Raw genomic sequence first — 21,925 nt, 5'->3', positions numbered from 1 at the left:
CCGCCCTGAGGGCGGGCCCTCCGCACGCCGGCATCCGCACTGCCTGTGCGGCAGGGTGCCGGAGTCCGGCGACAGGGCGCCGCGGAGAGGTTCTTCTCCGGGCGCCCTGTCTCCGGACGTCACGCCCCCAGCACCGGGTAGTCCGTGTAGCCGCGGTGGTCGCCCCCGAAGAAGGTGGCGCTGTCCGGGGTGTTGTAGGGACCGCCGGCCCTCAGTCGCTCCGGCAGGTCCGGGTTGGCCAGGAACAGCGCCCCGTAGGCGACGAGGTCGGCCACGCCCTCCTCGATCAGGGCGAGCGACCCGGGTCCGGTCGGGCCCTCGCTCGCCGGGTTGAGTACGAGGGTCCCGTTGAACTGCTTGCGCAGGGACTCGGTCAGCGCCCGGTCGCCGGCCGCGCCCTCGACGAGGTGCAGATAGGCGAGCCCGAGGGGCTCGATCGCCTGCACCAGCGCGCTGTACGTGGGCTCCGGCGCGGGCTCGTCGATGTCGTTGTACGGGTTCCCGGGCGAGAGACGGATCGCGGTGCGGGCCCCACCGATCTCGGCGACCACCGCGCGCACGGTCTCCAGGGCGAAGCGGATCCGGCCCTCCACGGCACCGCCCCACTCGTCGGTGCGCAGGTTGGAGTTGGGCGCCAGGAACTGGTGGATCAGGTATCCGTTGGCGCCGTGCAGTTCCACTCCGTCGAAGCCGGCGTCCACCGCGGCCCGCGCCGCGGTGGCGAAGTCGGCGATCGTCTCCCGGATCTCGGCCTCGGTCAGCTCGCGCGGGGTGACGAAGTCCTTCGCGCCCACGGGGGTGAAGACCTGTCCGGTGGCCGCGACCGCCGAGGCGCCGACGGGGGTGAGTCCGTCGGGCAGCAGGACCGGGTGGCCGATGCGGCCGGCGTGCATGATCTGGGCGAAGATCCTGCCGCCCTTGTCGTGCACGGCGTCGGTGACCTTGCGCCAGGCGGCGATCTGCTCGTCGCTGTGCAGCCCCGGGGTGCCGGGGTAGCCCTGGCCGACGACCGACGGCTGGATGCCCTCGGTGATGACGAGCCCGGCCGAGGCGCGCTGGGCGTAGTACTCGGCGGTCAGCTCCGTCGGCACCCCGCCCCCGCCGGCCCGGCTGCGGGTCATCGGTGCCAGGGCGATGCGGTTGGCGAGCTGCGTGCCGGCGAGGTCGAACGGGTCGAATGCGGTGGTCATCGAAAGCTCCCGAAGAAAATATATGGTCGGCCAACCAAAACTATGTGGCCGACCAAGCATCTGCGTCGAGTGTCACTGTAGCGGATTACTTGGCCGACCAAGGTAAAGTTGGAGTGAATCCGCATCCGGCAGCCGAAGAGCCGCCCCGTACCCACCGAGGAGCTCCCCATGACGCCCGATCCCGCCTGTACCGAGCTGCCCAGCGCCGCGCGCGGCGGCCCGGTCAGCCATGCCGTGTCACGGGTCGCACGGCTCCACCGGATCGCGGCGGGCAAGCTGCTCAAGGGCGCGGGCCTCTACCCCGGCCAGGAGTTCCTGATGATGTACCTCTGGGACGCGGGTGCGGTCCGCCAGTCCGAAGTGATCAAGGCGGTCGACCTGGACCCCTCCACGGTCACCAAGATGCTCCAGCGCCTGGAGCAGTCCGGGCACGTCCGGCGCTGCCCCGACCCGGCCGACCGCAGGGCCGTCCTGGTCGAGGCCACCGACAACAGCTGCGCACTGCTCTCCGACGTGGAGCGGTCCTGGACTAATCTGGAGGAGCACACCCTCGCCGGCCTGGACTCGGGGGAACGCAAGGAGCTGGCCAGGCTGCTGGCCAAGGTCGAGGAGAATCTCTGCCGGGAGACGGCGGACTGTCCGGCGGACCACTGACCGCCGCGCCCGTCGGGCGGCGGCAGGCACCTCAGCCGGAGAGCACGTCCAGGGCGCGGTCCACATCCGCCTCGGTGTTGTACAGATGGAAGGCCGCCCGCAGATTGCCGGCGCGGTCGGAGACCATCACCCCGGCCCGTCCCAGTTCCGCCACCCGGTCACCGAGCCCGGGCACCCCGACGACGGCCGACGGAGCCGGCAGGGCCTCGTGCCCCAGCCCGGCCAGTCCTTCGCGGAAGCGGGCGGCGAGCCCGGTGGCGTGATCATGAAGTGCCTCGATGCCGATCTCGTTGAGCAGCGCGAGGGAGTGCTCGGCGCCGTGGTACGAGAGGAAGGCGGGCGGCTCGTCGTAGCGGCGGGCATCGGGGGCGAGCTTCGCGACGGGTCCATAGGTGCTGCCCCACGGGTCCTCGGCCGCGACCCAGCCGGCGAAGACCGGCGGCAGGGAGTGCTGCGCCTCCTCGGTGACGGTGAGGAACGACGCGCCCCGCGGGCAGAGCAGGAACTTGTAGCCGCCCGCCACCGTGTAGTCGTACGCGCCGGCATCGAGCGGCAGCCAGCCGGCGGACTGGGTGGCGTCCAGCAGGGTGCGGGCTCCGTGGACGGCGGCCGCGGCCCGGACCGCGTCCAGGTCGGCGAGCCGGCCGTCGGCGGACTGCACGGAGGAGAAGGCGACGAGCGCGGTCTCGGGGCGCACCGCCTCGGCCAGTTCCTCCAGCGGGACGTACCGCATCCGGAGGTCTCCGCGCACCGCGAACGGGGTGACGACCGAGCTGAACTCCCCCTCGGGCGCCAGCACTTCGGCCCCGGCAGGCAGCGAGCAGGCGATCAGCCCGACATGAACGGTGACCGAGCTGCCGACGGCGACCCGGTCGGCGTCGACACCGGCGAGCCGCGCGAAGCCTTCCCTGGCCCCGTCCACCGCCTCGAAATCGCCCGCCCCGTTCCTGCGGCCCGTGGTGTTCCCCTCGGCAAGGACTCTCACCGCGTCGACGGTGCGGCGGGGCAGCAGGCCGCAGGTGGAGGTGTTGAGATAGGCGGTCTCCGGCGCGAACTCGGCGGCCACCGCGCGGCTGAGCGAAGAGATCATCATGGGCCCAGCCTGAATCCCCCTTAACTCATAGTCAATCACCAAGAGTTAAGGGGCGCACCCAAGCAGTACTTATGTGTGCAGCGTACGGCGGACTTATGTGTGCAGCGTACGGCGGTCAGGCGTTGCTTCCGGCCTGCGGAACTTCGCACGCCCCCTCGGCGTCGCAGGCTGCCGCGTCCCCGCCGATCGCGGTCAGCGGGCGGTCCTTCCACGCCTGCTCCAGCGCCTGGGCGAAGACCTCGGCGGGCTGGCCGCCGGAGATCCCGTAGCGCCGGTCGAGGACGAAGAACGGCACCGCGTTGGCGCCCAGTTCGGACGCCTCCTGCTCGTCGGCCCGCACCTCGGCCGCGTACGCCTGCGGGTCGGCGAGGACCGCGCGCGCCTCGTCGGCGTCCAGACCGGCCTCGACGGCCAGCTCGACCAGTACCTCGTCGTCGAAGACGGAACGCTCCTCGGCGAAGTTCGCCCGGTAGGCGAGGCTCAGCAGCTCGTCCTGACGGCCGCGGGCCTTGGCCAGGTGCAGCAGCCGGTGGATGTCGAAGGTGCTGCCGTGGTCACGCCCCTCGGTTCGGTAGCCGAGCCCTTCGGCCTGCGCGTTGGACGCGACGTTGGCCTCCATCGACTGCGCCTCCTCGCGGGTGCGGCCGTACTTCTGCGCCAGCATGTCGACGACCTGCGCGGTGTCGCCCTTGGCGCGCCCGGGGTCGAGCTCGAAGGAGCGGTGGACCACCTCGACCTCGTCGCGGTGGGCGAACCCTGCCAGGCCCTTCTCGAACCGGGCCTTGCCTATGTAGCACCACGGACAAGCGATGTCGCTCCAGATCTCGACGCGCATGACTCTTCTACTCTCCAGGCTCTCGTGCGGCTGCTCCCGCAGCACGGAGGGGCCCTCCGCTCAGGATCAAACGCCGACCGGGTTCCCGCCATTCCCCGGCAGGCCGAAGCGCGGTCCGGCTCACCGTGCGGCCGGGCGCACCGGGAGGTCCCGCTACAGGGCGGTGCGGTTCATCGGGCGGGGCAGGGGTTCCAGCGCGCCGGCGTCGCGGAGGCGCACATAGGCGTCCACGACGGGCTCGACGTCCCCGGGCGGTGCGATGTCGAGGAGCACGCCCGCTCCGCGCAGCTCCTTGCTGGGCGTACCCACCCCGCCGGGAGCCAGCGCCGCGCGCCCCGGGGAGAGGTAGCCGAGCCGGCCGACGCACAGCTGGGACTGCGTGTAGTCGTAGCCGGCGTCGTCCTCCAGGGCGTCGAGCAGGTCGTCGTCGGTCACATCGCCGATGTCCGGCTGCCAGACGTCCGCGATCAGTGCGAGCAGTGCCGCTTCGGGGACCTCGGCGCCGTCCGGGGAGAGCACCGCCAGGACGACGGCCTGGGTCACGTACTCCGACTCACCGCCGGCGCGCCCGGAGAGGCTGATCTCCCAGCCCGGCCCGCCCGTGCTCGCCAGGCTCAGTCCCGCCCCGTCCGAGGTCTGCGGGGAGTCGTGGTCGGCCTGCAGCGCGGCTGCCAGCTCCGCCTCGTCGGGCCGGAGTTCCGTGGGGCGGCCGGACGCGTGGTGGTGGGTCCAGGTCCACGGCTGTCCTGGCGGGGCGGAACCGGCCTCCGGAAGCAGTGCGGGCAGCGCGTCCAGCATCGCCTTCCAGCGTCCCGCGAGCTCCAGGGGCGACTCCTTCCGGGGTCCCCAGAAGCCCCGCACCACACGTCGCATGTCCTGCCTCCACCGTCGTGAGCCGTCGTAGGTCCCGCCCGCAACCCACGCGGATCGGCGCGCGTCCCAGGCTAGTGCCCCTCCCGGCACTAGTCGAAGGCCCCGGGCTTCCTCGTGCTCGTCTCCGGGTTCTGCTTGCTGTAGACGACCTTGATCGGAAGGCCCTCGTCACGGAAGGCCTTCCGGGCCGCCTTGGCGACGTCCGGGTCGGAGAAGTGCCATTCGACCGGACGCCCTCCGGAGGCGTTGACCTGCTCCGTCGCCTCCTTGACGAACTTCTCCCGGCCGGATGGGGTGAGCGTTCCCTTGTCACCCTTCGACAGGTAGCTCTTGTAACCGTTCTTCGCCTCCAGGAACGTCTGCCTGCCGGAGTCCCAACCGTCGTACTCCACCGGAGGCTTGCCCTCCTTGGGGTTGGCGACGATGTACTCCTTGCCGCGGTTGGTGCCGGTGATCTGTTCCTGGTAGCGGAGCCACGACTCGTTCTTCCAGTTGGGCTTGGGGTTGCGGTCGCGGCTCCCCCAGTACCCGTCGCCCGCGTCGGCCGAACCGAGCTCCGGGTCCTTCAGGTCCTTGGCCCAGTCGGGCGAGTTGTAGTTCCGCGGGTCGGAGGTGTCGTTGCGTTCGGCGTCCGGCCACGGCTTCTTCTTCTCCAGCGCCTTCGCCGCGCGGTCGGCCTCCTCGGCGCGCTTCTTGTCCGTCCAGGCGGCGCGTTCCTGGTCGCGGGCCTCCTTCGCCTTGGCCTCGGCCGCCTTGTCGCAGCCGTCGTCGGCGAGGATCACGTGGCCGGGGGTGCCGGCTGCGAGCACTCCGGTTCCGGATCCGGCGACGCCGGTGCCTCCGTAGCGGGTCCTGGATCCAAGGGGTCCGAAGGCGATGGAGCAGCCGGTCCTACGGGCCGAGTCCTCGGCCTTGTCGGCGGCCTCGTCGGCCTCCTTCGCCGCCTTGCGGGCGCCGCCGACGTCCCCGGCCTCGGCCGCCTTGCGGGCCCTGCGCGAGGCCGCCCCTGCGTCCTCGGCGGCCTCCGCCACGTCGGCGGCGATCTTGCCGATGTGGCCGAGCCTGCTGGTCTTGCCGATCACCTTCGCGACGTCGTACCCGGGAATGAAGAGGGAGCCGACGTTCCACACGACGTCGGTGACGGCGCGGGTCTTCTCCCCGTTGTTCCAGCGCTCGCGCACGTCGTCGCCGACGAACATGTCGTCGCCGACCTTGACCACGGTGTTGAACGACGCCTTGCCCCAGTCGCCGACCGCGCCGAAGTAGTCGCCCTTGTCCCACTTGCTTCCGGCGTCCTTGGAGTCGTCCGTCCACTGGCTGCCGAGCTGCTTGCCGTAGTCGACGATCCCGGACCACGTCGAGGGCTTGAAGAGGTCGATGACCCCGGTCACGTCGCCCCAGATGCCGTCCACGAACACGCCCTCGACGACCTGCGTGCCACGGTCCCAGGCACAGCCGAAGAAGCCCCAGCCGCCGCAGTCCTCCTTGTCCTCCCCGTCGCCGGAGTCGCCGGAGTCCCCCGCGTCCTCCTCGCCGGACGCGGGGATGTCGTCGTACGCGGCCTCGGGTTCGGCGGCGGTCTCGGGGTAGGTCTCCGTGCCGGGCCTGTCGGTGCCGGACCCGTCGGGGCCGCCGGCGGTGTCGGATCCGCCCGTGGTGCCAGATCCGCCCGTGGTGTCGGACCCGGACGGCCCGCCCGCGGTGTCGGACCCGGACGGCCCGCCCGCGGAACCCCCGGCGCCTCCGGCCCCGCTGTCGGTACCGCCGGTCGTGCCCTCGGTGGTGCCGCCCGCTCCCGCGCCGCCCGCTCCGCCCGTGCCGGTGGACGCGCCTCCGGTGGACGCGCCTCCGGCGGCACCGCCCCCGTCCTCGCCGCCCCCGTCCGCGCCGCCGACCACCGTGGCGCCCTCGTCCGCGCCTCCCGTGTCCGCGCCGCCCGCGCTGTCGCCCGCGTTCACCGTGTCGCCGCCGGTGCCCGTCGCCGGGCAGGACGTGCCCGTGACCGAGCAGACCGCGGCCCGGAAGCGGTCCGCCATCGGGCCGCCCACTCCGCTCAGCAGCAACGCCACGACGACGGCCGCGACGAGCATGACAAGCCCGACGTACTCCAGGGTCGACTGCCCCCGGTCACGGCGCCACGTGATCATGTGCGGCAGCGAGAAGTCCGGCTTGTCCTCCCGTTCCCGCGCCGAGAGCCGGAACCACTCACGGCTCTCCGGCCGGGTCAGGAACACCAGGATCAGCACCGGCAGGAACACCTGAGTGAAGCCGTGCATCGACCCGTCGGCGGCATTGGCCGCGCCACCGATGATCAACCACACCTGTACGGCGACGAGTCCGCCCCACACACCGCGGCCGCCGGTCCACACCCGCCGCGAGAGCAGCCAGCCCACTACTCCGGGGACGGCCCCGTACAGCAGCAGGCCGACCACGACGCCGTCCAGCGCGTCGGCGGCGAGCGCGGAACCGAACAGGCCGACGCCGCCCAGCAGCGTCGCGCCGAAGAGCACATGCAGCAGCAGCCGGGCCGCGCCCATGGCACGCGGCAGCGCGCGGCGCCCCGCACCGGGCGCGGGCCCCACGCCTCCGTACGCGGATATGCCACCTGTCGCAGACATGCTTGGCCCCCCAACCCGCACTGCCCGAAGGCAGAATGACGACACCCCAGGCTATGGAGCGGAGGCTCCCCCGTCATGGGCCCCAGGACCCAACTCGGGTCCCAGTGCCTCTGGGCCTGCTCAGTGCGGAGGGTCGCGGCCTGCGCTCCCTCGCCGATGGCATCGCTGACGTGAGTGGGTCAGCCAGCCTGCCGGCGGTACTGCCCGGGGGCCACTCCGTACTCCCGCTTGAACGCCTTGGCGAAGGAGAACTCCGAGGTGTATCCCGTCCGTTGGGCGACCGAGCGCAGGGGTGCGTCGTCGGCCCTCAGCAGCCGGCCCGCCGTCGTCATCCGCCACCAGGTCAGATAGGCCAGCGGCGGTTCGCCGACCACGGCGGTGAACCGCCGGGCGAAGGCGGCGCGGGAGAGACCGCCCAGGGACCCGAGCTCCTCGACCGTCCAGGGTCTGGCCGGGTCGTCGTGGACGGCGGACAGGGCCACCGAGACCGCCGGGTCGGCGAGCGCCGCCGACCAGCCCGCCGGCGCCCCGTTCGGACGGGGCGCCGCCTGCTCCTCCAGCCACCACGTGCGCAGGATGTACAGCAGCAGGGTGTCGAGCAGCGCGGGCACCACGGCGTCGGAGCCGGGCAGCGGGGTCCGGAGCTCGCTGCCGAGCAGGTCGATCGCCGAGCGCAGCGCGGGGTGGGCGCCGACCCCGGCCGGGAGGTGGACCACGTCGGGCAGGTGCGAGAGCAGGGGATGTGCGCGCGCCCGGTTCAGTCTGTAGGCGCCGCACAGGAGTTGCACGGCCGGAGCCGACGCGTCGGAGGGTGGCTCGTCGGCGGGCGCCGGCCAGGTGCCGTCCGGGCCCGGGACGACATCGTCGACCGGTGTGGCGGGGTCGTCGGCCAGCGCATGCCCTCGGCCGTGGGCCAGGAACACCACATCACCGACGCCCAGCCGCACCGCAGGAGCCTCACCGGGAGGGATCAGCCAGGCCGAGCCCTGGAGCACCACATGAAATCCGGCTCCCTCGGATGCGGGGAACCTCATGCCCCAGGGGGCGAACCTGCTCTGCCGGGAGGAATGCGGTCGGCCGCCCCGCATGGCCGTGATCACGTCGCTGAGGACATCCATGACGCCAGCGTATCCACGGGCGCGGGAGCAGGAGACGATCGGACATGGAAGGGCGCTTCTCGGATATGGATCGTCTTGGAACACCTTCGTACGGTGATGAACATGAGCGAGACGAGCACAGCAACACCCGCCACCACCAAGGCCGTTCTCTTCCACACCACCGGTGACCCGGACGTCCTCACCGTCGAAGAGGTGCCACTGCCCGCGCCCGGCCCCGGCGAGGTACTCATCCGGGTCGAGGCCCTGGGTCTCAACCGGGCCGAGGCCCTCTTCCGCGCGGGCACGTACTTCTACCAGCCGACGCTGCCGGCCTCCCGCAACGGCTACGAGGCTGCCGGAGTCGTCGAGGCCGTCGGTACGGGGGTGAGCGACTTCGCGCCCGGCGACCTCGTGATGGCCACACCCGGGAAGGAACTGAGCGGCCACGGCCTCTACGCCGAGCGCGTGGTGGTTCCGGCCGGGTACGTGCTCCACCGGCCCGCGGGCGTGGACGTGGTGAAGGCGGCCGCCGCCTGGCTGACGTACTCCACCGCCTACGGCGCCCTGCTGGAGAGGGGCGGCCTGCGGCCCGGCGACCACGTGGTGGTCACCGGGGCGTCGAGCGGGGTCGGCACGGCGGCGCTCCAGGTGGCCGGGCGGATCGGGGCGGTCCCGATCGCCACCACCCGTACCGCCGCCAAGAAGCAGCGACTGCTCGGTCTGGGGGCCGCGCACGTCATCACGACGGACGACGAGGACGTGGTGAAGGAGGTCGGGCGCATCACCGGCGGCAAGGGCGCCGAGGTGATCTTCGACGCGATCGGCGGGCCCGGCCTCGCCACGCTGGGCGAGGCGGCAGCTCACGACGGGACGCTGATCGTGTACGGGTGGCTGGACGGCCGGCCGGCCGTGCTGCCGTCGAACTGGCCCCTGACCGTGATCGGTTACAACAATCTCGCCCTGTCGGCCGATCCGGACCGCCGCCGACGGGCGGCCCATTTCATCGGCTCCGGTCTCCGCAGCGGCGCCCTGGCTCCCGTGGTGGGGGCGACGTTCGACGGCCTGGAGCGGATGCCGGACGCGCACCGGCTCATGGAGTCCAACGCGCACACCGGGAAGATCGTGGTGACGGTCCGGCACTGAACTGAATGCGCGCACGGCGGCGTACCGGCTCGGAACATGAGCCCTGCTCCGCGCGCGCATACCGGTCAGACCGTCAGCGTCTCTCCCGCACGGAAGGCGTTCACCGTGACGGAACCGGCCGGCTCCGCACCTCGTACGAGATGCGCCTGCCCGGCCCCGGCCACCACCGCGCGGCCGTCGCTCTCCACGGTCAGCAGCGTGCTCTCGTCGAGGGCGACACCACAGGCCGTGTCCCCGCGGGCGACGGCAGCGACCAGACGAGCGAGCGTCCCCCACTGTGCGGCGTGCACCTCGACGGTGTACGGGACGAGTCCGAGGCCGTCGCGGACCTCGATCTCTTCGAGGTCCTCGGCGGCGTCATCGGGACAGACCGGAACTCCACGGTCCAGCCACCCGCCGACCAGGGCCCGGCCGGCGGCCACGACGGCTCCCGCGGAGAAGCCGGCGTACGGCAGCGAGTGCTCGGTGAGAGCCCGAGCCACCACGGCCGCCACCGGGCCGATCGCGTCCTGGTAGGCGGGGGTCAGTCCACCGCCGACCAGCAGTCCGTCCAGACCGGCAAGCATCTCGGGCGCGAACACTCCGCCCACCGGCACGAGCAGCGGCACCGGCCTGCACTGCGGCGCCACCGCGCGCAGCACGGTGGCGTAGCGCACGAACTGCTCGTCGCCGTCCCCCTCGTCGACCAGCAGGCACCCCACCACACCGTCCCGCCCCGCCTCGGCGAGGAACGGCCCGTACACGAGCGACGCGACGTCCTCGTCCCAGCCGCCCCCGATCAGATGCACAGCCATGGCACGTCTCTCCCCCAACGGTTCGGCAGTGGACCGTCGGCAGAGTCTCACGGGAGGTGGCGCACGAGCAGGGATTTTCCGGCGGCGGATGGCGGTGGGCCGTGTCCTTGACGGGGCGGGCACGGTCCACGGACGGTGATCCACCAGATCCTGCCGGGCTGCCGGGCAGGCGGGCCGGCAATCACGCGGGGCTCCCGGTCGAGGCCTGCGGTATGCGGTCCCGGCCGGGTACGGCCACGCACACCGTGATGCCCCCGCCCTCCGTGTCCGGAAGGCGGGGGCATCACGGTGTGCGGTCCGGTCAGCTGCCGTCGCGCAGGTCGGCGATCCCCTTCGGCCGGAACTCGATCCGGTCGAAGGAGACCTCGCAGCCCTCGCCCGTGGGCGACTGGGCCAGGAAGCCGATGGACGCGGTAGCGGCCCGTTCCGGCTCGCCCAGGGCGAAGAGGCGGACGAAGGTCCACTTCTCGCCGTCGGGCGAGGCGTGGCAGGCGAAGGCGTTGCCGGTGCGGCTCAGGCGCAGCCAGTAGGTGTCGCCGTCGACGACGAAGGAGTTGACGTCGTCGGAGTGGCCGCGGGTGACGACCGTGCAGATGGTGGGGCGGTCCGGGGAGAGCTCCAGGCAGACCTTGGCCCACTCCCGGTCGCCGACGTGGAGGTAGAGGACCCCTGCGTCGAAGGCGGCGGCGAAGCCCGCCTTCACCCGGGCGATCAGCTGGAAGTCGCCTGCCGGGGCGGTGCCCAGGACCCGGGGCGCGTCGCTCTCGGTGTCGAGGGAGGTGCCGTCCGGCGGGACGAAGCGGTCCTGCCGGGCGCCGGCCCGGCCGGTGAGTACGCCGTCCTGGTAGCTCCAGCCGGCGGCGGGGCCGAACGGCTCCAGGTCGAAGGGGAGTTCGGGAAGTCGGAGGGTCATGCGGGTCGTCCGTTCACGCGGCGGGGCAGGCCCTGCGGGTTGTCCTCGCGCAGCTCCGGCGGGAGCAGCGCGTCGGGGGTGGTCTGGTAGCTGACCGGGCGCAGCCAGCGCTCGATCGCGGTCGCGCCGACCGAGGTGGAGGTGGAGGTGGTGGCCGGGTAGGGGCCGCCGTGGTGCTGGGCGGGTGCGACGGCGACGCCGGTCGGCCAGCCGTTGACCAGGACGCGTCCGGCGAGCGGGGTGAGCGCGGCCAGGAGCGCGGCGGCGCTGTCGTCGGTCTCCTCGGTGGCGATCTGGAGCGTGGCGGTGAGGTTGCCGGGCAGCCGGGACAGGACCGCGGTGATCTCGTCCTCGGAGGTGTAGCGGGCGACGACGGTGACCGGGCCGAAGCACTCCTCCAGGAGCGCGTCGTGCGGCCCCTCGGTGGCGAGCCGCTGCGCCGGTACGGTCAGGAAGCCGGCCGCGACGGTGTGTTCACCGCCGGCTCCGGGGGTGACCGGGACCTTCACGTCAGGGAGTGCGGCGCGCTCGCTCACTCCGGCGAGGAAGGCGTCGCGCATACGGTGGTCGAGCAGGACTCCGGCCTCGGTGTCGCTGACCACTGCGGTGAGGGACTTCAGCAGCCGGTCGCCGCTCTCGCCCGCGGGGGCCAGTACGAAGCCCGGCTTGGTGCAGAACTGGCCCGCGCCCATGGTGATCGAGCCCGCGAGCCCCGCGCCGATCTGCTCGCCGCGCTCGGCCGCGGCCGCCTCGGTGATGACGACGGGGTTGAGGGAGCCGAGCTCGCCGTGGAAGGGGATGGGCACCGGCCGCGCGGCCGCCGCGTCGAAGAGGGCGCGGCCGCCTCGGATGGAGCCGGTGAAGCCGGCGGCGCTGACGAGCGGGTGCCTGACCAGTTCGACGCCCGCCTGGAAGCCGTGCACCAGGGTGACGACGTCCTCGGGCAGCCCGTGCTGCGCCGCGGCCCGGCGCAGCACGGAGGCGCACAGTTCGGAGGTGGCGGGGTGGTCGGGGTGCGCCTTGATCACGACCGGGCAGCCGGCCGCGAGCGCGCTGGCGGTGTCGCCGCCCGGGACGGAGAAGGCGAGCGGGAAGTTGCTGGCCGCGTAGACGGCGACGACGCCGAGCGGGATCTTGTAGCGGCGCAGGTCGGGCCACGGAGGGGTGCGGGTGGCGTCCTCGTGGTCGATGTGGATGTCGAGGTACGCGCCCTCGTCGACGACCTCCGCGAAGGCACGCAACTGGGCTGCGGTGCGGGCGAGTTCACCGGTCAGCCGGGCCGGACCGAGTGCCGTCTCGGCGTCGGCGGCCTCGATGACGTGCTCACCGGCCCCGGCGAGCAGATCGGCCGCGGTGCGCAGGAAGGCGGCGCGCACGGTGCGGTCGGCCAGGGAGCCGCGTGCGGCGTGAGCGGCCCGGACCGCGCGGTCGACCTCCTCCGCTGTAGCCTCCACCGCAACCTGCTCACGCGGGTTCCCGGTGCGGGGGTCGACGCTCCAGACTGGTGCTGCTGCCACCGTGTTTCCTTCCGCTCCACTGCCACACATCAGAAGTTGTTCGGTATTCTGAACAGAGTTCCTGATCGTGAATATGAAGCGACTCTATTTCCGGGCGTTCGGTGTTGGCAAGAAGTCGCAGGGTTTCGTAAGTGGGCTGGAAGGGGCGTAGGGCGATGTCGGTTGCCGAGTCTGGTGGGGCACAGGTCAAGTCCGCGGTACGGACAGTGGAGTTGCTGGAGTACTTCGCCGGGCGGCCGGGCATGCACTCGCTCGCCGCGGTGCAGGAGGCCGTCGGATACCCCAAGTCCAGCCTCTACATGCTGCTGCGCACCCTGGTCGAACTGGGCTGGGTGGAGACGGACGCGACGGGGACGCGGTACGGGATCGGGGTGCGCGCACTCCTGGTCGGCACCTCGTACATCGACGGCGACGAGGTGGTCGCGGCCGCCCGTCCCACCCTGGACCGGCTCTCCGACGACACCACGGAGACCATCCACCTCGCCCGGCTCGACGGGACGAACGTGGTCTACCTCGCCACCCGCCAGTCCCAGCACTACCTGCGCCCCTTCACCCGCGTCGGCCGCCGGCTGCCCGCGCACTCGACCTCGCTCGGCAAGGCACTGCTGGCCACCCACAGCGACGAGCAGGTCCGCAAGATGCTCCCGGAGACGCTGCCCGCGCTGACCGAGCACACCCTGACCGACCGGGAGAAGCTCATCGAGGAGCTGCACCTGATCCGCGAGCAGGGGTACGCGGTGGACCGCGAGGAGAACACCCTGGGGCTGCGCTGCTTCGGCGTGGCGGTCCCGTACCGCACCCCGGCCCGGGACGCCATCAGCTGCTCGGTGCCGGTCGCCCGGCTCACACCGGCGCACGAGCAGATGGTCAAGGACGCGCTGTTCGACGCGCGGGACCGGCTGACCCTCGCCACCCGGAGGCTCTGATCGTGGATGTCTCGCTGCGCACGGTACGAGACGTCGACCTGCCGTTGTTCTTTGCCTGGATGTCCGACCCGGAGTCGGTCCGCACGGCCGCCTTCACCAGCGAGGACCCGGCCGACCGGCACGCGTTCGACGCCCACTGGGCGCGCATCCTGGCGGACCCCTCCGTCGTGATGCGCACGGTGCTCGCGGACGGTGCGGTGGTCGGCAGCGCCGGGGCGTACGGAGTGCCGGACGACCGTCAGGTCACGTACTGGATCGACCGGGCGCACTGGGGCCGCGGCCTGGCCACCGCCGCCTTGGGCGCGCTGCTCGACGTCGTACCGGAACGCCCGTTGTACGCGCGCGCGGCGGCCGACAACACCGGCTCGCGGCGGGTGCTGGAGAAGTGCGGGTTCACAGTGACGGGCACGGACCACGGCTACGCGCACGCGCGCGGCGAGGAGACGGACGAGCTGCTGTTCACCCTGCCCGGGTGAGAACCGCCGCCCCGTCCCGCGCGGCAGGCCGGCCGGCCTGCCGCGCGATTCGCCATGACCTTCGAGGCCTCGAACACCACTCCGATAACATGCTCGAATTCATGGCGATTGACCTCATCGCTCACCCCTCACCGGCGAACCGTGCTGCCCGGCGCGACAAGTGCCCCACGACGTGACGTACTCCACCAACATCTAACAAATCGGCCAAACACTTGATACCTATAGCATCGCGGGTGTTTTCGCGAATAACCAACGGAAATACGCCCGGCACTTGGCGTCGGCCACGGACGGCGCTGTATGCCACCGCGGCGGTGGTGGGCCTCGGATTCCTCGTCGCTCTGGAGATAGCCGCGCGTCACTACGGGCTGCCGGGGCCGATCGCCAGCCAGGCGCGAGAGGTGATAGTCGCCCCCGCCTCAGGTTTCCTGCTGTACGCCAGCATGGGCCTGATGATGGTCGTACTCACCTGGCGGCAGCGGTTCATCGCGCTGGGGACCGCGATCGGTATCGACCTCGTCATCCTGCTGGTGCGCTGGGTGGCCGACGCGCCGGTGACCCACGGCCACCCCTTCGGCAACGGCGCGCTGTGGGTGATCCTGGGGTGCGCGGTCATCGCGGTCACCCGCCGCACCGGCAGGGAACGCGTCCTGTTGCTGAAGGGTGTCGGGCTGGGCCTGGTGCTGGTGACCGGCCGCAAGACCGGCGACACCTGGTTGCTCATCACCTCCAAGACCCGACCGCTGGTACTCGACCAGTACGTCGCGACCGCCGACCACGCGCTGGGCAACCCCTCGTGGCTGGTGGGCCGGCTGGTCAGGTCCACCGGGTCGTTCGGTGAGGTCTTCCTCAACTCCGTCTACACCCAGCTCGCGGTGGCCGCGGTCGTCGTAGCGCTCTACCAGCTGCGCAACGTCGCGGACGAACGCCGCTTCCCGTCCCACCACCTGGTGCGCACCTTCCTGGTCATCGGCCTCCTCGGACCGGCCATCTACATGATCTACCCGGTCGTCGGACCGGTCTTCGCCTACGGCGCCGACGGCGGGCACTGGGCCGTGGCCAATCTGTGGCCCGACGCTATGCCGCCGCGCAGCGGCCCGCAGCACATGCCGTTCGACGACTTCACCCCGCGCAACTGCATGCCCAGCCTGCACACGGCCTGGGCCACCACGATCTTCATCCACTCCCGCAAGGGCCCCCGGTTCCTGCGGTACGCGGGAGCGTTCTGGCTGGTGGCCACCCTCGCCGCGACGCTGGGCTTCGGCTACCACTACGGCATCGACATCATCACCGGCGTGATATTCACCGTCACGATCGAGACGGCCCTGCGCTCACAGGAACGCGGCTGGGACCGGTCCGGGACCCAGCTGGTCGCCTACGGCACAACGGTCTTCGCCGCGATCCTGGCGGCCGCCCGCTGCGTGCCGACGCAGATGGCCGCCCATCCGTGGCTGTTCGGCCCCCTGCTCGTTCTGGCGACGGCCTCGGTGATCTACGCGTATGTGCGGACCACCAGGCAGTGGGACCACCCGAAGCCCGCACCGGTGCGGCAGCCGGAGCTGCAGCCCGAACTGGTCTGAGCCGCTGCGGCGTTCCGTCTCCGCCGTCCGGCGGAGACGGATCGTCGCCGGGCACGACGTGCCGGGACCGGCCGCGCGGCAGCGTGGGTGCCATGACACGGACACCTCTCGCACCCGCTCCCGCACCGGAAGCCGCCTCACCCGTCACCAACCGTCTCCGCACGTCGCTGCGTGCCGTCGCGATCGTCTCCTGCCTGCCCTACATCACCCTCAAGGCCGCCTGGATCTCCGGCAGTCACCTCGGGATCCCGGCCGGCAGCCCGCTCCTCGACCACCGCACCTCGATGGCTGTCGCGAACGGCGCGTCGGTCCTGATGGACAGCGCGGTCGTGGTCATCGCCCTGCTGCTCACCCAGGCCTGGGGCCGGCGCGTACCCGCCTGGCTGCTCGCCCTGCCGATGTGGGTGGCGACCGGTCTGCTGCTGCCGATCATGACCGGCTATCCGCTCCAGCTGCTGGTCCAGGCCCTGGGCGGGAAGACCGTCAACAAGGGCGACGTGGGCCGCCCCTTCCTGGACGAATGGGTCTTCGGCGTCGTCTACGGCGGCTTCATCCTCCAGGGACTGGCCCTCGGCACCCTGTTCGCGCTGTACGCCAGGGACCGCTGGGGCCACCTCTGGCAGGGCACGCTGCGCGAACTGCCGGACAGTCCCACCGCTCCCGCGCTCCGGGCCGCCGCCGTCGCCGCCTCACTGATCGCCCTGGTGCCCGGCACCCTGCATCTGCTCTGGGCCGCCGGCTCGACGACAGGCCTCAACGAGGGCCGGATCGCGGAGCGCACCAGCGGCTCCGCGGTACTCGAAGCCGTTTTCGCCCTCTTCGTCGTCGTCACCGCCGTCGCAATCCTGGTCCTGGCCTTCCGTCGCGACTCCGCGCTGCCGCTGTGGGCGCCGCTCGCCCTGGCCTGGGGCGGCTCCGGTGCGACGGCCTGCTGGGGCGGCTGGATGAGCATCGCCTCGCTGAGCGACATCGACGACATCGCCGATCAGCCCACCGCCACCATGGTGCTGATCTACGCTGTCCAGATGCTGGTCGGGACACTGGTGATGACACTGGGCGCGTACTTCCTGGCGGAGCGCTCGGCCACGACGCGGGCGGCAGGCCCGCGGGCGTGACGCCGCTGCTCGGCCGGCGGGCCCGGCAGCGCTGGCTGCACCTGATCATCGGCGGCGCCCTGCTGATGCCGTACTTCCTGGTCGGCACGGTGATCGTCGGCGCGTACCGTCCGGAAGCCACGCTCTTCGCCTCGCCGGCCGGCCAGCTCATCGCGTTCGCCTACGCGCTGCCGATGGCCGCGGTCACCGCCCTCCTCCCGCTCGCCCGGCCGCTCTCGGTGTCCGTCGCCCGTGCCCTGTGCGGTCTGCCGGCGGACCGGCCGCTCGCGGACGGGCCCGCCAGGACCCGGCAGGCCAGGATCCGTTCGGCGGCCTGGTTCACCCTGCACGTGGGGCTCGGGGGCATCGTCAGCGGCATGACGCTGGCGCTGGTCCCGTTCGCCGTGGGCGTCATGGGGCTGCCGTTCTTCGCGACCGTGCGGGACTCCCCCGTGCTGGACCTGCCCCCGGCGCTGGACCGGACATGGGTCCTGGCCCTGGCGCCCCTCGCCGGGGTCGCGATGCTGGTGGCGCTGGCCGGCTGCGCGGCGGCGGCCGGGGCACTGCTGGCGAACCGGGCACCGGTGCTGCTGGGCCCGACCCCCGACGACCGGCTGGCCGCCGCCGAGCGCCGCGCGGCCGAGCTGGCGGTCCGCAACCGGCTGGCCCGCGAACTGCACGACTCGGTCGGCCACGCGCTCAGCGCCGTCACCCTCCAGGCGGGCGCGGCCCGCAGGGTTCTGGACAGCGACCCGGAGTTCGTCCTGGCCGCGCTGACCGCGATCGAGGAGACGACGCGGCGCACGGTCGGTGAACTCGACACCGTTCTGGGGCTGCTGCGCAAGGACGACGAGGTACCGGACGCGCCGTCCGGCCCGGGGCTCGACGCGCTGGACGGGCTGCTGGCGCACTGTGGGATGCCTGTCGCCTACGCCGCCGACGGCGAGACGGGCACGGTCCCCGCGGCGGTGTCGCGCGAGGCGTACCGGATCGTGCAGGAAGGGCTGAGCAACGCGCTGCGGCACGGCGGGCGCGGTGAACCGGCGCGGCTGCGGATCACGGTGCGCACCGGGGAGCTGGAGATCGCCCTGGACAGCCCGTTGCCCGCACGGCCGGCGGTGGTGCGCCCCGGCGGCGGCCTGGGGCTGCGCGGCATCGCCGAACGGGCCGTACTGCTCGGCGGCCGTACCGAGGCAGGACCGCACGACGGCGGTTGGCGGCTGACCGCCCGCCTCCCCCTGCACGCCCCCGCACAGGAGCAGCGATGAACACACCGGTCCGGATCGTCCTCGCCGACGACGAACGCATGGTCCGTACCGCCCTGCGGGTCATCCTGGACGCCGAGACCGGCCTGGAGGTCGTCGGAGAGGCGTCGACGGGCGCGGAGGCCGTCTCCGTGGTGCGGGCACTGCGCCCCGATGTGGTGCTGATGGATGTGCGGATGCCGGAGATCGACGGGATCCGGGCGACGGAGCAGATCCTGGCCACGCTCGACCCGGCCCCCCGCATCGTCGTCGTCACCACGTTCGAGAACGATTCCTATGTGTACGAGGCGCTGCGCGCCGGGGCGTCGGGCTTCCTGCTCAAACGGGCGGCGGCCGAGGACCTGGTGCAGGCGGTACGGCTGGTCGCCCGCAGCGACTCGTTGCTCTTCCCCTCTGCGGTACGGGGTCTCGCGGCCGCGTACGGGAAGCGGCAGCCGTCCGCCGCGCCGCCGTGGGTGGCCAGGCTCACCGGCCGGGAGGCGGACGTGCTGCGGCTGATGGCGAGCGGGCTCACCAACGCGGAGATCGCCGCCCGGCTGGAAGTGGGCCCGGCGACGGTGAAGAGCCATGTGGCGGCCGTCCTCGCGAAGGTCGGCGTCCGGGACCGTACCCAGGCGGTCATCGCGGCGTACGAGTCGGGTTTCATCACGCCCGGCTGACCGCGGCCGGCCCCGGCCGACCTCGGCGGGGCACGGCGGAATCGATGAGGAATCGGTGAGAAACGGCACAGGCGGGAACGGAGTACGGCATCCCGCTCGTCCCTCCAGCGGGATGAACAAGACGATCAGGCGCGCCTCGGTCTTCTCCCTGCTGCTGGTCCTCGCCCTGCTGGGGCGTGCGACCTGGGTGCAGGCGTACCAGGCCCGGGCGCTCGCAGACAACGACCACAACCGGCGGAACACCATCGCGCAGTACGCGCAGCCGCTCGGCGACATCATCGTGGCCGGCTCCCCGGTCACCGGATCGAAGAAGACGGAGGGCAGCGATCTCGCGTACAAGCGCACCTACAAGGAAGGTGACCTCTACGCGGCCGTCACGGGTTACGGCTCGCAGGCCTACGGCTCCACCCAGCTCGAAGGAATCTACAGCGAGGTGCTGGACGGCACCGACACCCGGCTGAAGAATCCGCTGAACGCGCTGACCGGCAAGCAGAGCACGCCCGGCAACGTGCTGACGACGATCGACCCCGACGTCCAGAAGGCGGCGTACGAGGCGCTCGGGGACGACAAGGGCGCGGCCGTCGCGATCGACCCGAAGAGCGGGCAGATCCTGGGGATGGTCTCCTCCCCGTCCTACGACCCCTCCGACATCAGCGGGACGACGGACGGCGACACCTGGCAGAAGCTGCTCGCCGACCCGGACAAGCCGCTGGTCAACCGTGCGCTGCGGCAGCCGCTCGCGCCCGGTTCGACGTTCAAGCTGGTGGTGGCATCGGCAGCGCTGGAGAACGGTCTGTACAGCTCCGTCGACGAGCCGACGAAGAGCCCCGTCCCCTACACGCTGCCCGGAACCAGCACCGTCCTGCGGAACGAGAGCGCCACCGCCCCGTGCGAGAACGCGACGCTGCGCGTGGCGCTCCAGTACTCCTGCAACAACGTCTTCGGCAAGGTCGCCGCCGATCTCGGCCAGGACAAGGTGCGGGCGATGGCGGAGAAGTTCGGCTTCAACACCGAGAAGCTCGATGTGCCGGTCCGGGCCTCGAAGAGCGTCTACCCGTCCGGGATGGACAAGGCGCAGACGGCGCTGAGCGGCATCGGCCAGTTCGAGGTCACCGCGACGCCGCTCCAGATCGCGATGGTCTCCGCGGCCCTCGCCAACGACGGCGAGCTGGCCGCACCGCACATGGTCTCCAAGGTGACGGACGCGGACGGCGGCACGCTGGAGGACTTCGAGGACGGTGACATGAAGCGGGTCGTGTCCTCGTCCACGGCGGAGCAGCTGCGCAGCGCGATGGTGACCGTCGTGGAGGAGGGCACCGGCACCAACGCCCGGATCGCCGGAGCTGAGGTGGGCGGCAAGACGGGCACAGCGGAAAACGGTGTGGGCAACAGCAACACCCCGTACGCGTGGTTCACCTCGTACGCGAAGGACGACTCCAGCGGCCAGGAGGTCGCGGTCGCCGTGATCGTGGAGGACTCGGGCTCTGCGGCGTCGGAGGTCAGCGGCAACGGCCTCGCCGCGCCGATCGCCCAGAAGATGATGAAGGCCGCGCTCCAGCGGTAGGCGAGAGCCGCGCGACGTCCCGGTACCTCCATTCTTTTCGGGGTGTCGGGACGTTCGCTGTGTCCCGGCCCCTTCAGGTTTGCGCCCTGTTACGCCTTACTTGGGTACGCACCCGCGTCGAAGCGCTTCCGTGGTGCGCTGGTACGCTCTCGCCCCGCCGCCCGCCGTGGGCAGCGGCTGGGAACGTACACAACCCGACCACGCGGCACCGGGATTCGAGCGAAGAGATGAGGTAGCTGTGGGCACGTCCCTCGACCACGCCGATGCCAATGCCGATGCCGCTGCCGCCGAGTTCCATGAGTTCTTCGAGGCCCACTACGCCGAACTCGCCCGGCTGGCCCATCTGCTGACCGGCGAGGCCGATGCCGCCGACGATCTGGCGGCCGACGCACTGCTGGCGCTCTGGCACCGCTGGGACCGGGTCAGGGACGCCGACCATCCGGTGGCGTACGCGCGCGGCGTCGTCGCCAACATGGCGAGGACCCGGATCCGCAGCGCGGTGCGCGAGCGGCGCCGGATCGCGCTGTTCTGGGCGCCGCGCGGCAGCGGGGAAGCTGTCGACGATCCGGACGTGCCGGCCGTCGTCGACGTCCAGGGGGCGCTGCGCAGACTGCCGTTCCGCAAACGTGCCTGTGTGGTGCTGCGGCACGCTTTCGACCTCTCGGAGCGGGACACCTCTCTGGTGCTCGGAATCTCGGTGGGTACGGTGAAGAGCCAGACCTCGCGTGCTGTCGCGGAACTGCAGCGGCTGCTGGGTCCACAGACCTCCGCCACGCACATCCAGGCGGCTGTCGCGGCGCAGCCCAGCGGAGGAGACCGGTGAAGGACGAGGAGCTGTCCGTGCGGCTGCGCCAGGCCGCCGAGGCGCACCGCCCCGACCGGGAGCGGATGCTGGCCCGGGTCGAGCGCGGTATGGCCGAGGGCCGCCCGCCGGCCCGCGTGGTGCGCCCGCCGCGTGCCGCGGCGCCGTGGCTGCGGATCGCGGGGGCGACGGCCGCGGTCTGCGGAGTGCTGGCGTTCGGCGCCGTCGCCGTCACCTCCGCCGGCGGGGACGACGGACCGCGCGGGGAGCGGGTGGCCGCGCCGCCGGCTTCCTCCCCCGCCGCGGCCGCGACTGCGCCCGCGGGCCTCGGGGCGTTGCGTACCGAGGACGGGCCGTTGTGGACGGACGGTGCCGTCGACCCGCACTCCAACGCGTACTGGGCGCAGAGCGATGTGACGCTGCGGACGACCCGGCCGCTGTCCGCGCTCACCGTGGAGCTGCGCATCGCCCTCACCGGCGGGGTGAACAGCACCGGTTCCTGGCGCTCGTTGCCCGAGAAGGACTTCACCGTGTCGGCGACGGAGGACGGCGGCTATCTCGTCTACCGGTGGGCGCTGAAGGCGGGCCGGACCGTCCCCGCCGGTACCCACACGTTCGCGGGGCAGTACAACCACGCCGAGGGCGAACGGAACGCGGTGGGCGACTACCTGACCGCGCACGCGATACCCGTTTCCGGTGAACGGGCCTCGGTGGGCGACTACTTCGGCCCGGACCACTGACCGCTCGTCCGGACGGCCGGAAGATGGCGGACAGCGGACGGCGGCAGCCCGTCGCGCACCCGAGCACTCAGAGCAGCGGCGGTAGGGCGGCCCCC

Annotated in this window: 20 protein-coding genes; 11 read left to right on the top strand and 9 right to left on the bottom strand. The window is 72.1% G+C overall.

Annotation, left to right across the window (positions count from 1 at the left end):
* Nucleotides 1-119: 119 nt before the first annotated feature.
* On the bottom strand, nucleotides 120-1,190 hold the full coding sequence (locus ACIOEW_RS36950; RefSeq protein WP_401969599.1) for an alkene reductase: 1,071 nt from the start codon (nucleotides 1,188-1,190) through the stop codon (nucleotides 120-122).
* 168 nt (nucleotides 1,191-1,358) lie between these two features.
* Between ACIOEW_RS36950 and ACIOEW_RS36945 the strand changes: the two genes are divergently transcribed.
* Nucleotides 1,359-1,844, top strand: coding sequence for a MarR family winged helix-turn-helix transcriptional regulator (locus ACIOEW_RS36945; RefSeq protein ID WP_401969597.1), 486 nt, complete (start codon nucleotides 1,359-1,361; stop codon nucleotides 1,842-1,844).
* Between the two features lie 31 nt (nucleotides 1,845-1,875).
* On the opposite strand, the gene ACIOEW_RS36940 is transcribed toward ACIOEW_RS36945, so the two are convergent.
* The 5 genes from ACIOEW_RS36940 to ACIOEW_RS36920 form a co-directional block, all read right to left on the bottom strand.
* Complete coding sequence (locus tag ACIOEW_RS36940) at nucleotides 1,876-2,937, bottom strand: aminotransferase class V-fold PLP-dependent enzyme (protein WP_401969595.1); 1,062 nt, start codon at nucleotides 2,935-2,937, stop codon at nucleotides 1,876-1,878.
* A gap of 115 nt (nucleotides 2,938-3,052) precedes the next feature.
* Nucleotides 3,053-3,772: a DsbA family oxidoreductase gene (locus tag ACIOEW_RS36935; protein WP_362546891.1), complete on the bottom strand. Its 720-nt coding sequence runs from the start codon at nucleotides 3,770-3,772 to the stop codon at nucleotides 3,053-3,055.
* Between the two features lie 153 nt (nucleotides 3,773-3,925).
* Entirely contained in the window at nucleotides 3,926-4,645 is a 720-nt protein-coding gene (locus ACIOEW_RS36930; RefSeq protein ID WP_401969593.1) for a hypothetical protein, read from the bottom strand.
* A gap of 89 nt (nucleotides 4,646-4,734) precedes the next feature.
* On the bottom strand, nucleotides 4,735-7,263 hold the full coding sequence (locus ACIOEW_RS36925; RefSeq protein ID WP_401969590.1) for a Tox-REase-5 domain-containing protein: 2,529 nt from the start codon (nucleotides 7,261-7,263) through the stop codon (nucleotides 4,735-4,737).
* A 179-nt stretch (nucleotides 7,264-7,442) separates the two neighbouring features.
* Nucleotides 7,443-8,381: an AraC family transcriptional regulator gene (locus ACIOEW_RS36920; RefSeq protein WP_401969587.1), complete on the bottom strand. Its 939-nt coding sequence runs from the start codon at nucleotides 8,379-8,381 to the stop codon at nucleotides 7,443-7,445.
* Between the two features lie 102 nt (nucleotides 8,382-8,483).
* Between ACIOEW_RS36920 and ACIOEW_RS36915 the strand changes: the two genes are divergently transcribed.
* Entirely contained in the window at nucleotides 8,484-9,503 is a 1,020-nt protein-coding gene (locus tag ACIOEW_RS36915; protein ID WP_401969585.1) for a zinc-dependent alcohol dehydrogenase family protein, read from the top strand.
* A 65-nt stretch (nucleotides 9,504-9,568) separates the two neighbouring features.
* Here the strand turns inward: ACIOEW_RS36915 and ACIOEW_RS36910 are convergent, their stop codons facing one another.
* The 3 genes from ACIOEW_RS36910 to ACIOEW_RS36900 form a co-directional block, all read right to left on the bottom strand.
* A complete protein-coding gene (locus ACIOEW_RS36910) occupies nucleotides 9,569-10,297 on the bottom strand; it encodes a hypothetical protein (protein WP_401969583.1) in 729 nt (242 codons plus the stop codon).
* Nucleotides 10,298-10,598: 301 nt separating this feature from the next.
* The gene (locus ACIOEW_RS36905) at nucleotides 10,599-11,210 is read right to left on the bottom strand and encodes a DUF1349 domain-containing protein (RefSeq protein ID WP_401969581.1); all 612 of its coding nucleotides are present in this window, start codon (nucleotides 11,208-11,210) and stop codon (nucleotides 10,599-10,601) included.
* A complete protein-coding gene (locus ACIOEW_RS36900; protein ID WP_401969579.1) occupies nucleotides 11,207-12,727 on the bottom strand; it encodes an aldehyde dehydrogenase (NADP(+)) in 1,521 nt (506 codons plus the stop codon). Before ACIOEW_RS36900 ends, ACIOEW_RS36905 begins: the two co-directional genes overlap by 4 nt.
* 155 nt (nucleotides 12,728-12,882) lie before the next feature.
* Here ACIOEW_RS36900 and ACIOEW_RS36895 point away from each other — a divergent pair, with 155 nt between their 5' ends.
* The 9 genes from ACIOEW_RS36895 to ACIOEW_RS36855 all read left to right on the top strand — a co-directional run bounded on the left by ACIOEW_RS36895 (nucleotide 12,883) and on the right by ACIOEW_RS36855 (nucleotide 21,830).
* Entirely contained in the window at nucleotides 12,883-13,653 is a 771-nt protein-coding gene (locus tag ACIOEW_RS36895) for an IclR family transcriptional regulator (protein WP_219569419.1), read from the top strand.
* A complete protein-coding gene (locus tag ACIOEW_RS36890) occupies nucleotides 13,653-14,129 on the top strand; it encodes a GNAT family N-acetyltransferase (protein WP_362547034.1) in 477 nt (158 codons plus the stop codon). The genes ACIOEW_RS36895 and ACIOEW_RS36890 overlap by 1 nt, the downstream gene beginning before the upstream one ends.
* A gap of 311 nt (nucleotides 14,130-14,440) precedes the next feature.
* Nucleotides 14,441-15,706, top strand: coding sequence for a phosphatase PAP2 family protein (locus tag ACIOEW_RS36885; RefSeq protein WP_401969687.1), 1,266 nt, complete (start codon nucleotides 14,441-14,443; stop codon nucleotides 15,704-15,706).
* 92 nt (nucleotides 15,707-15,798) lie between these two features.
* A complete protein-coding gene (locus ACIOEW_RS36880) occupies nucleotides 15,799-16,821 on the top strand; it encodes a hypothetical protein (RefSeq protein ID WP_401969577.1) in 1,023 nt (340 codons plus the stop codon).
* The gene (locus ACIOEW_RS36875) at nucleotides 16,818-18,068 is read left to right on the top strand and encodes a sensor histidine kinase (protein WP_401969574.1); all 1,251 of its coding nucleotides are present in this window, start codon (nucleotides 16,818-16,820) and stop codon (nucleotides 18,066-18,068) included. The genes ACIOEW_RS36880 and ACIOEW_RS36875 overlap by 4 nt, the downstream gene beginning before the upstream one ends.
* A complete protein-coding gene (locus ACIOEW_RS36870; protein ID WP_401969571.1) occupies nucleotides 18,065-18,724 on the top strand; it encodes a response regulator in 660 nt (219 codons plus the stop codon). Before ACIOEW_RS36875 ends, ACIOEW_RS36870 begins: the two co-directional genes overlap by 4 nt.
* Before the next feature lie 112 nt (nucleotides 18,725-18,836).
* Nucleotides 18,837-20,288 (top strand): penicillin-binding transpeptidase domain-containing protein, encoded by a 1,452-nt coding sequence (locus tag ACIOEW_RS36865; protein WP_362546856.1) that lies wholly within the window; start codon nucleotides 18,837-18,839, stop codon nucleotides 20,286-20,288.
* A gap of 238 nt (nucleotides 20,289-20,526) precedes the next feature.
* Entirely contained in the window at nucleotides 20,527-21,111 is a 585-nt protein-coding gene (locus ACIOEW_RS36860; RefSeq protein WP_401969569.1) for a SigE family RNA polymerase sigma factor, read from the top strand.
* On the top strand, nucleotides 21,108-21,830 hold the full coding sequence (locus ACIOEW_RS36855; RefSeq protein WP_401969568.1) for a hypothetical protein: 723 nt from the start codon (nucleotides 21,108-21,110) through the stop codon (nucleotides 21,828-21,830). The genes ACIOEW_RS36860 and ACIOEW_RS36855 overlap by 4 nt, the downstream gene beginning before the upstream one ends.
* Nucleotides 21,831-21,925: the final 95 nt, after the last annotated feature.

The organism is Streptomyces sp. NPDC087901 (genome assembly GCF_044742205.1).
GTDB lineage: Bacteria > Actinomycetota > Actinomycetes > Streptomycetales > Streptomycetaceae > Streptomyces.
The sequence above is the reverse complement of the archived record's forward strand: the minus strand, read 5'-3'. Positions and strand labels throughout refer to the sequence as shown.

Bases quoted from the DNA above. Each gene is read 5' to 3' on its own strand.
- ACIOEW_RS36950 (WP_401969599.1), bottom strand. From the start codon at position 1,190: ATGACCACCGCATTCGACCCGTTCGACCTCGCCGGCACGCAGCTCGCC.
- ACIOEW_RS36945 (WP_401969597.1), top strand. From the start codon at position 1,359: ATGACGCCCGATCCCGCCTGTACCGAGCTGCCCAGCGCCGCGCGCGGC.
- ACIOEW_RS36940 (WP_401969595.1), bottom strand. From the start codon at position 2,937: ATGATGATCTCTTCGCTCAGCCGCGCGGTGGCCGCCGAGTTCGCGCCG.
- ACIOEW_RS36935 (WP_362546891.1), bottom strand. From the start codon at position 3,772: ATGCGCGTCGAGATCTGGAGCGACATCGCTTGTCCGTGGTGCTACATA.
- ACIOEW_RS36930 (WP_401969593.1), bottom strand. From the start codon at position 4,645: ATGCGACGTGTGGTGCGGGGCTTCTGGGGACCCCGGAAGGAGTCGCCC.
- ACIOEW_RS36925 (WP_401969590.1), bottom strand. From the start codon at position 7,263: ATGTCTGCGACAGGTGGCATATCCGCGTACGGAGGCGTGGGGCCCGCG.
- ACIOEW_RS36920 (WP_401969587.1), bottom strand. From the start codon at position 8,381: ATGGATGTCCTCAGCGACGTGATCACGGCCATGCGGGGCGGCCGACCG.
- ACIOEW_RS36915 (WP_401969585.1), top strand. From the start codon at position 8,484: ATGAGCGAGACGAGCACAGCAACACCCGCCACCACCAAGGCCGTTCTC.
- ACIOEW_RS36910 (WP_401969583.1), bottom strand. From the start codon at position 10,297: ATGGCTGTGCATCTGATCGGGGGCGGCTGGGACGAGGACGTCGCGTCG.
- ACIOEW_RS36905 (WP_401969581.1), bottom strand. From the start codon at position 11,210: ATGACCCTCCGACTTCCCGAACTCCCCTTCGACCTGGAGCCGTTCGGC.
- ACIOEW_RS36895 (WP_219569419.1), top strand. From the start codon at position 12,883: ATGTCGGTTGCCGAGTCTGGTGGGGCACAGGTCAAGTCCGCGGTACGG.
- ACIOEW_RS36880 (WP_401969577.1), top strand. From the start codon at position 15,799: ATGACACGGACACCTCTCGCACCCGCTCCCGCACCGGAAGCCGCCTCA.
- ACIOEW_RS36870 (WP_401969571.1), top strand. From the start codon at position 18,065: ATGAACACACCGGTCCGGATCGTCCTCGCCGACGACGAACGCATGGTC.
- ACIOEW_RS36865 (WP_362546856.1), top strand. From the start codon at position 18,837: ATGAACAAGACGATCAGGCGCGCCTCGGTCTTCTCCCTGCTGCTGGTC.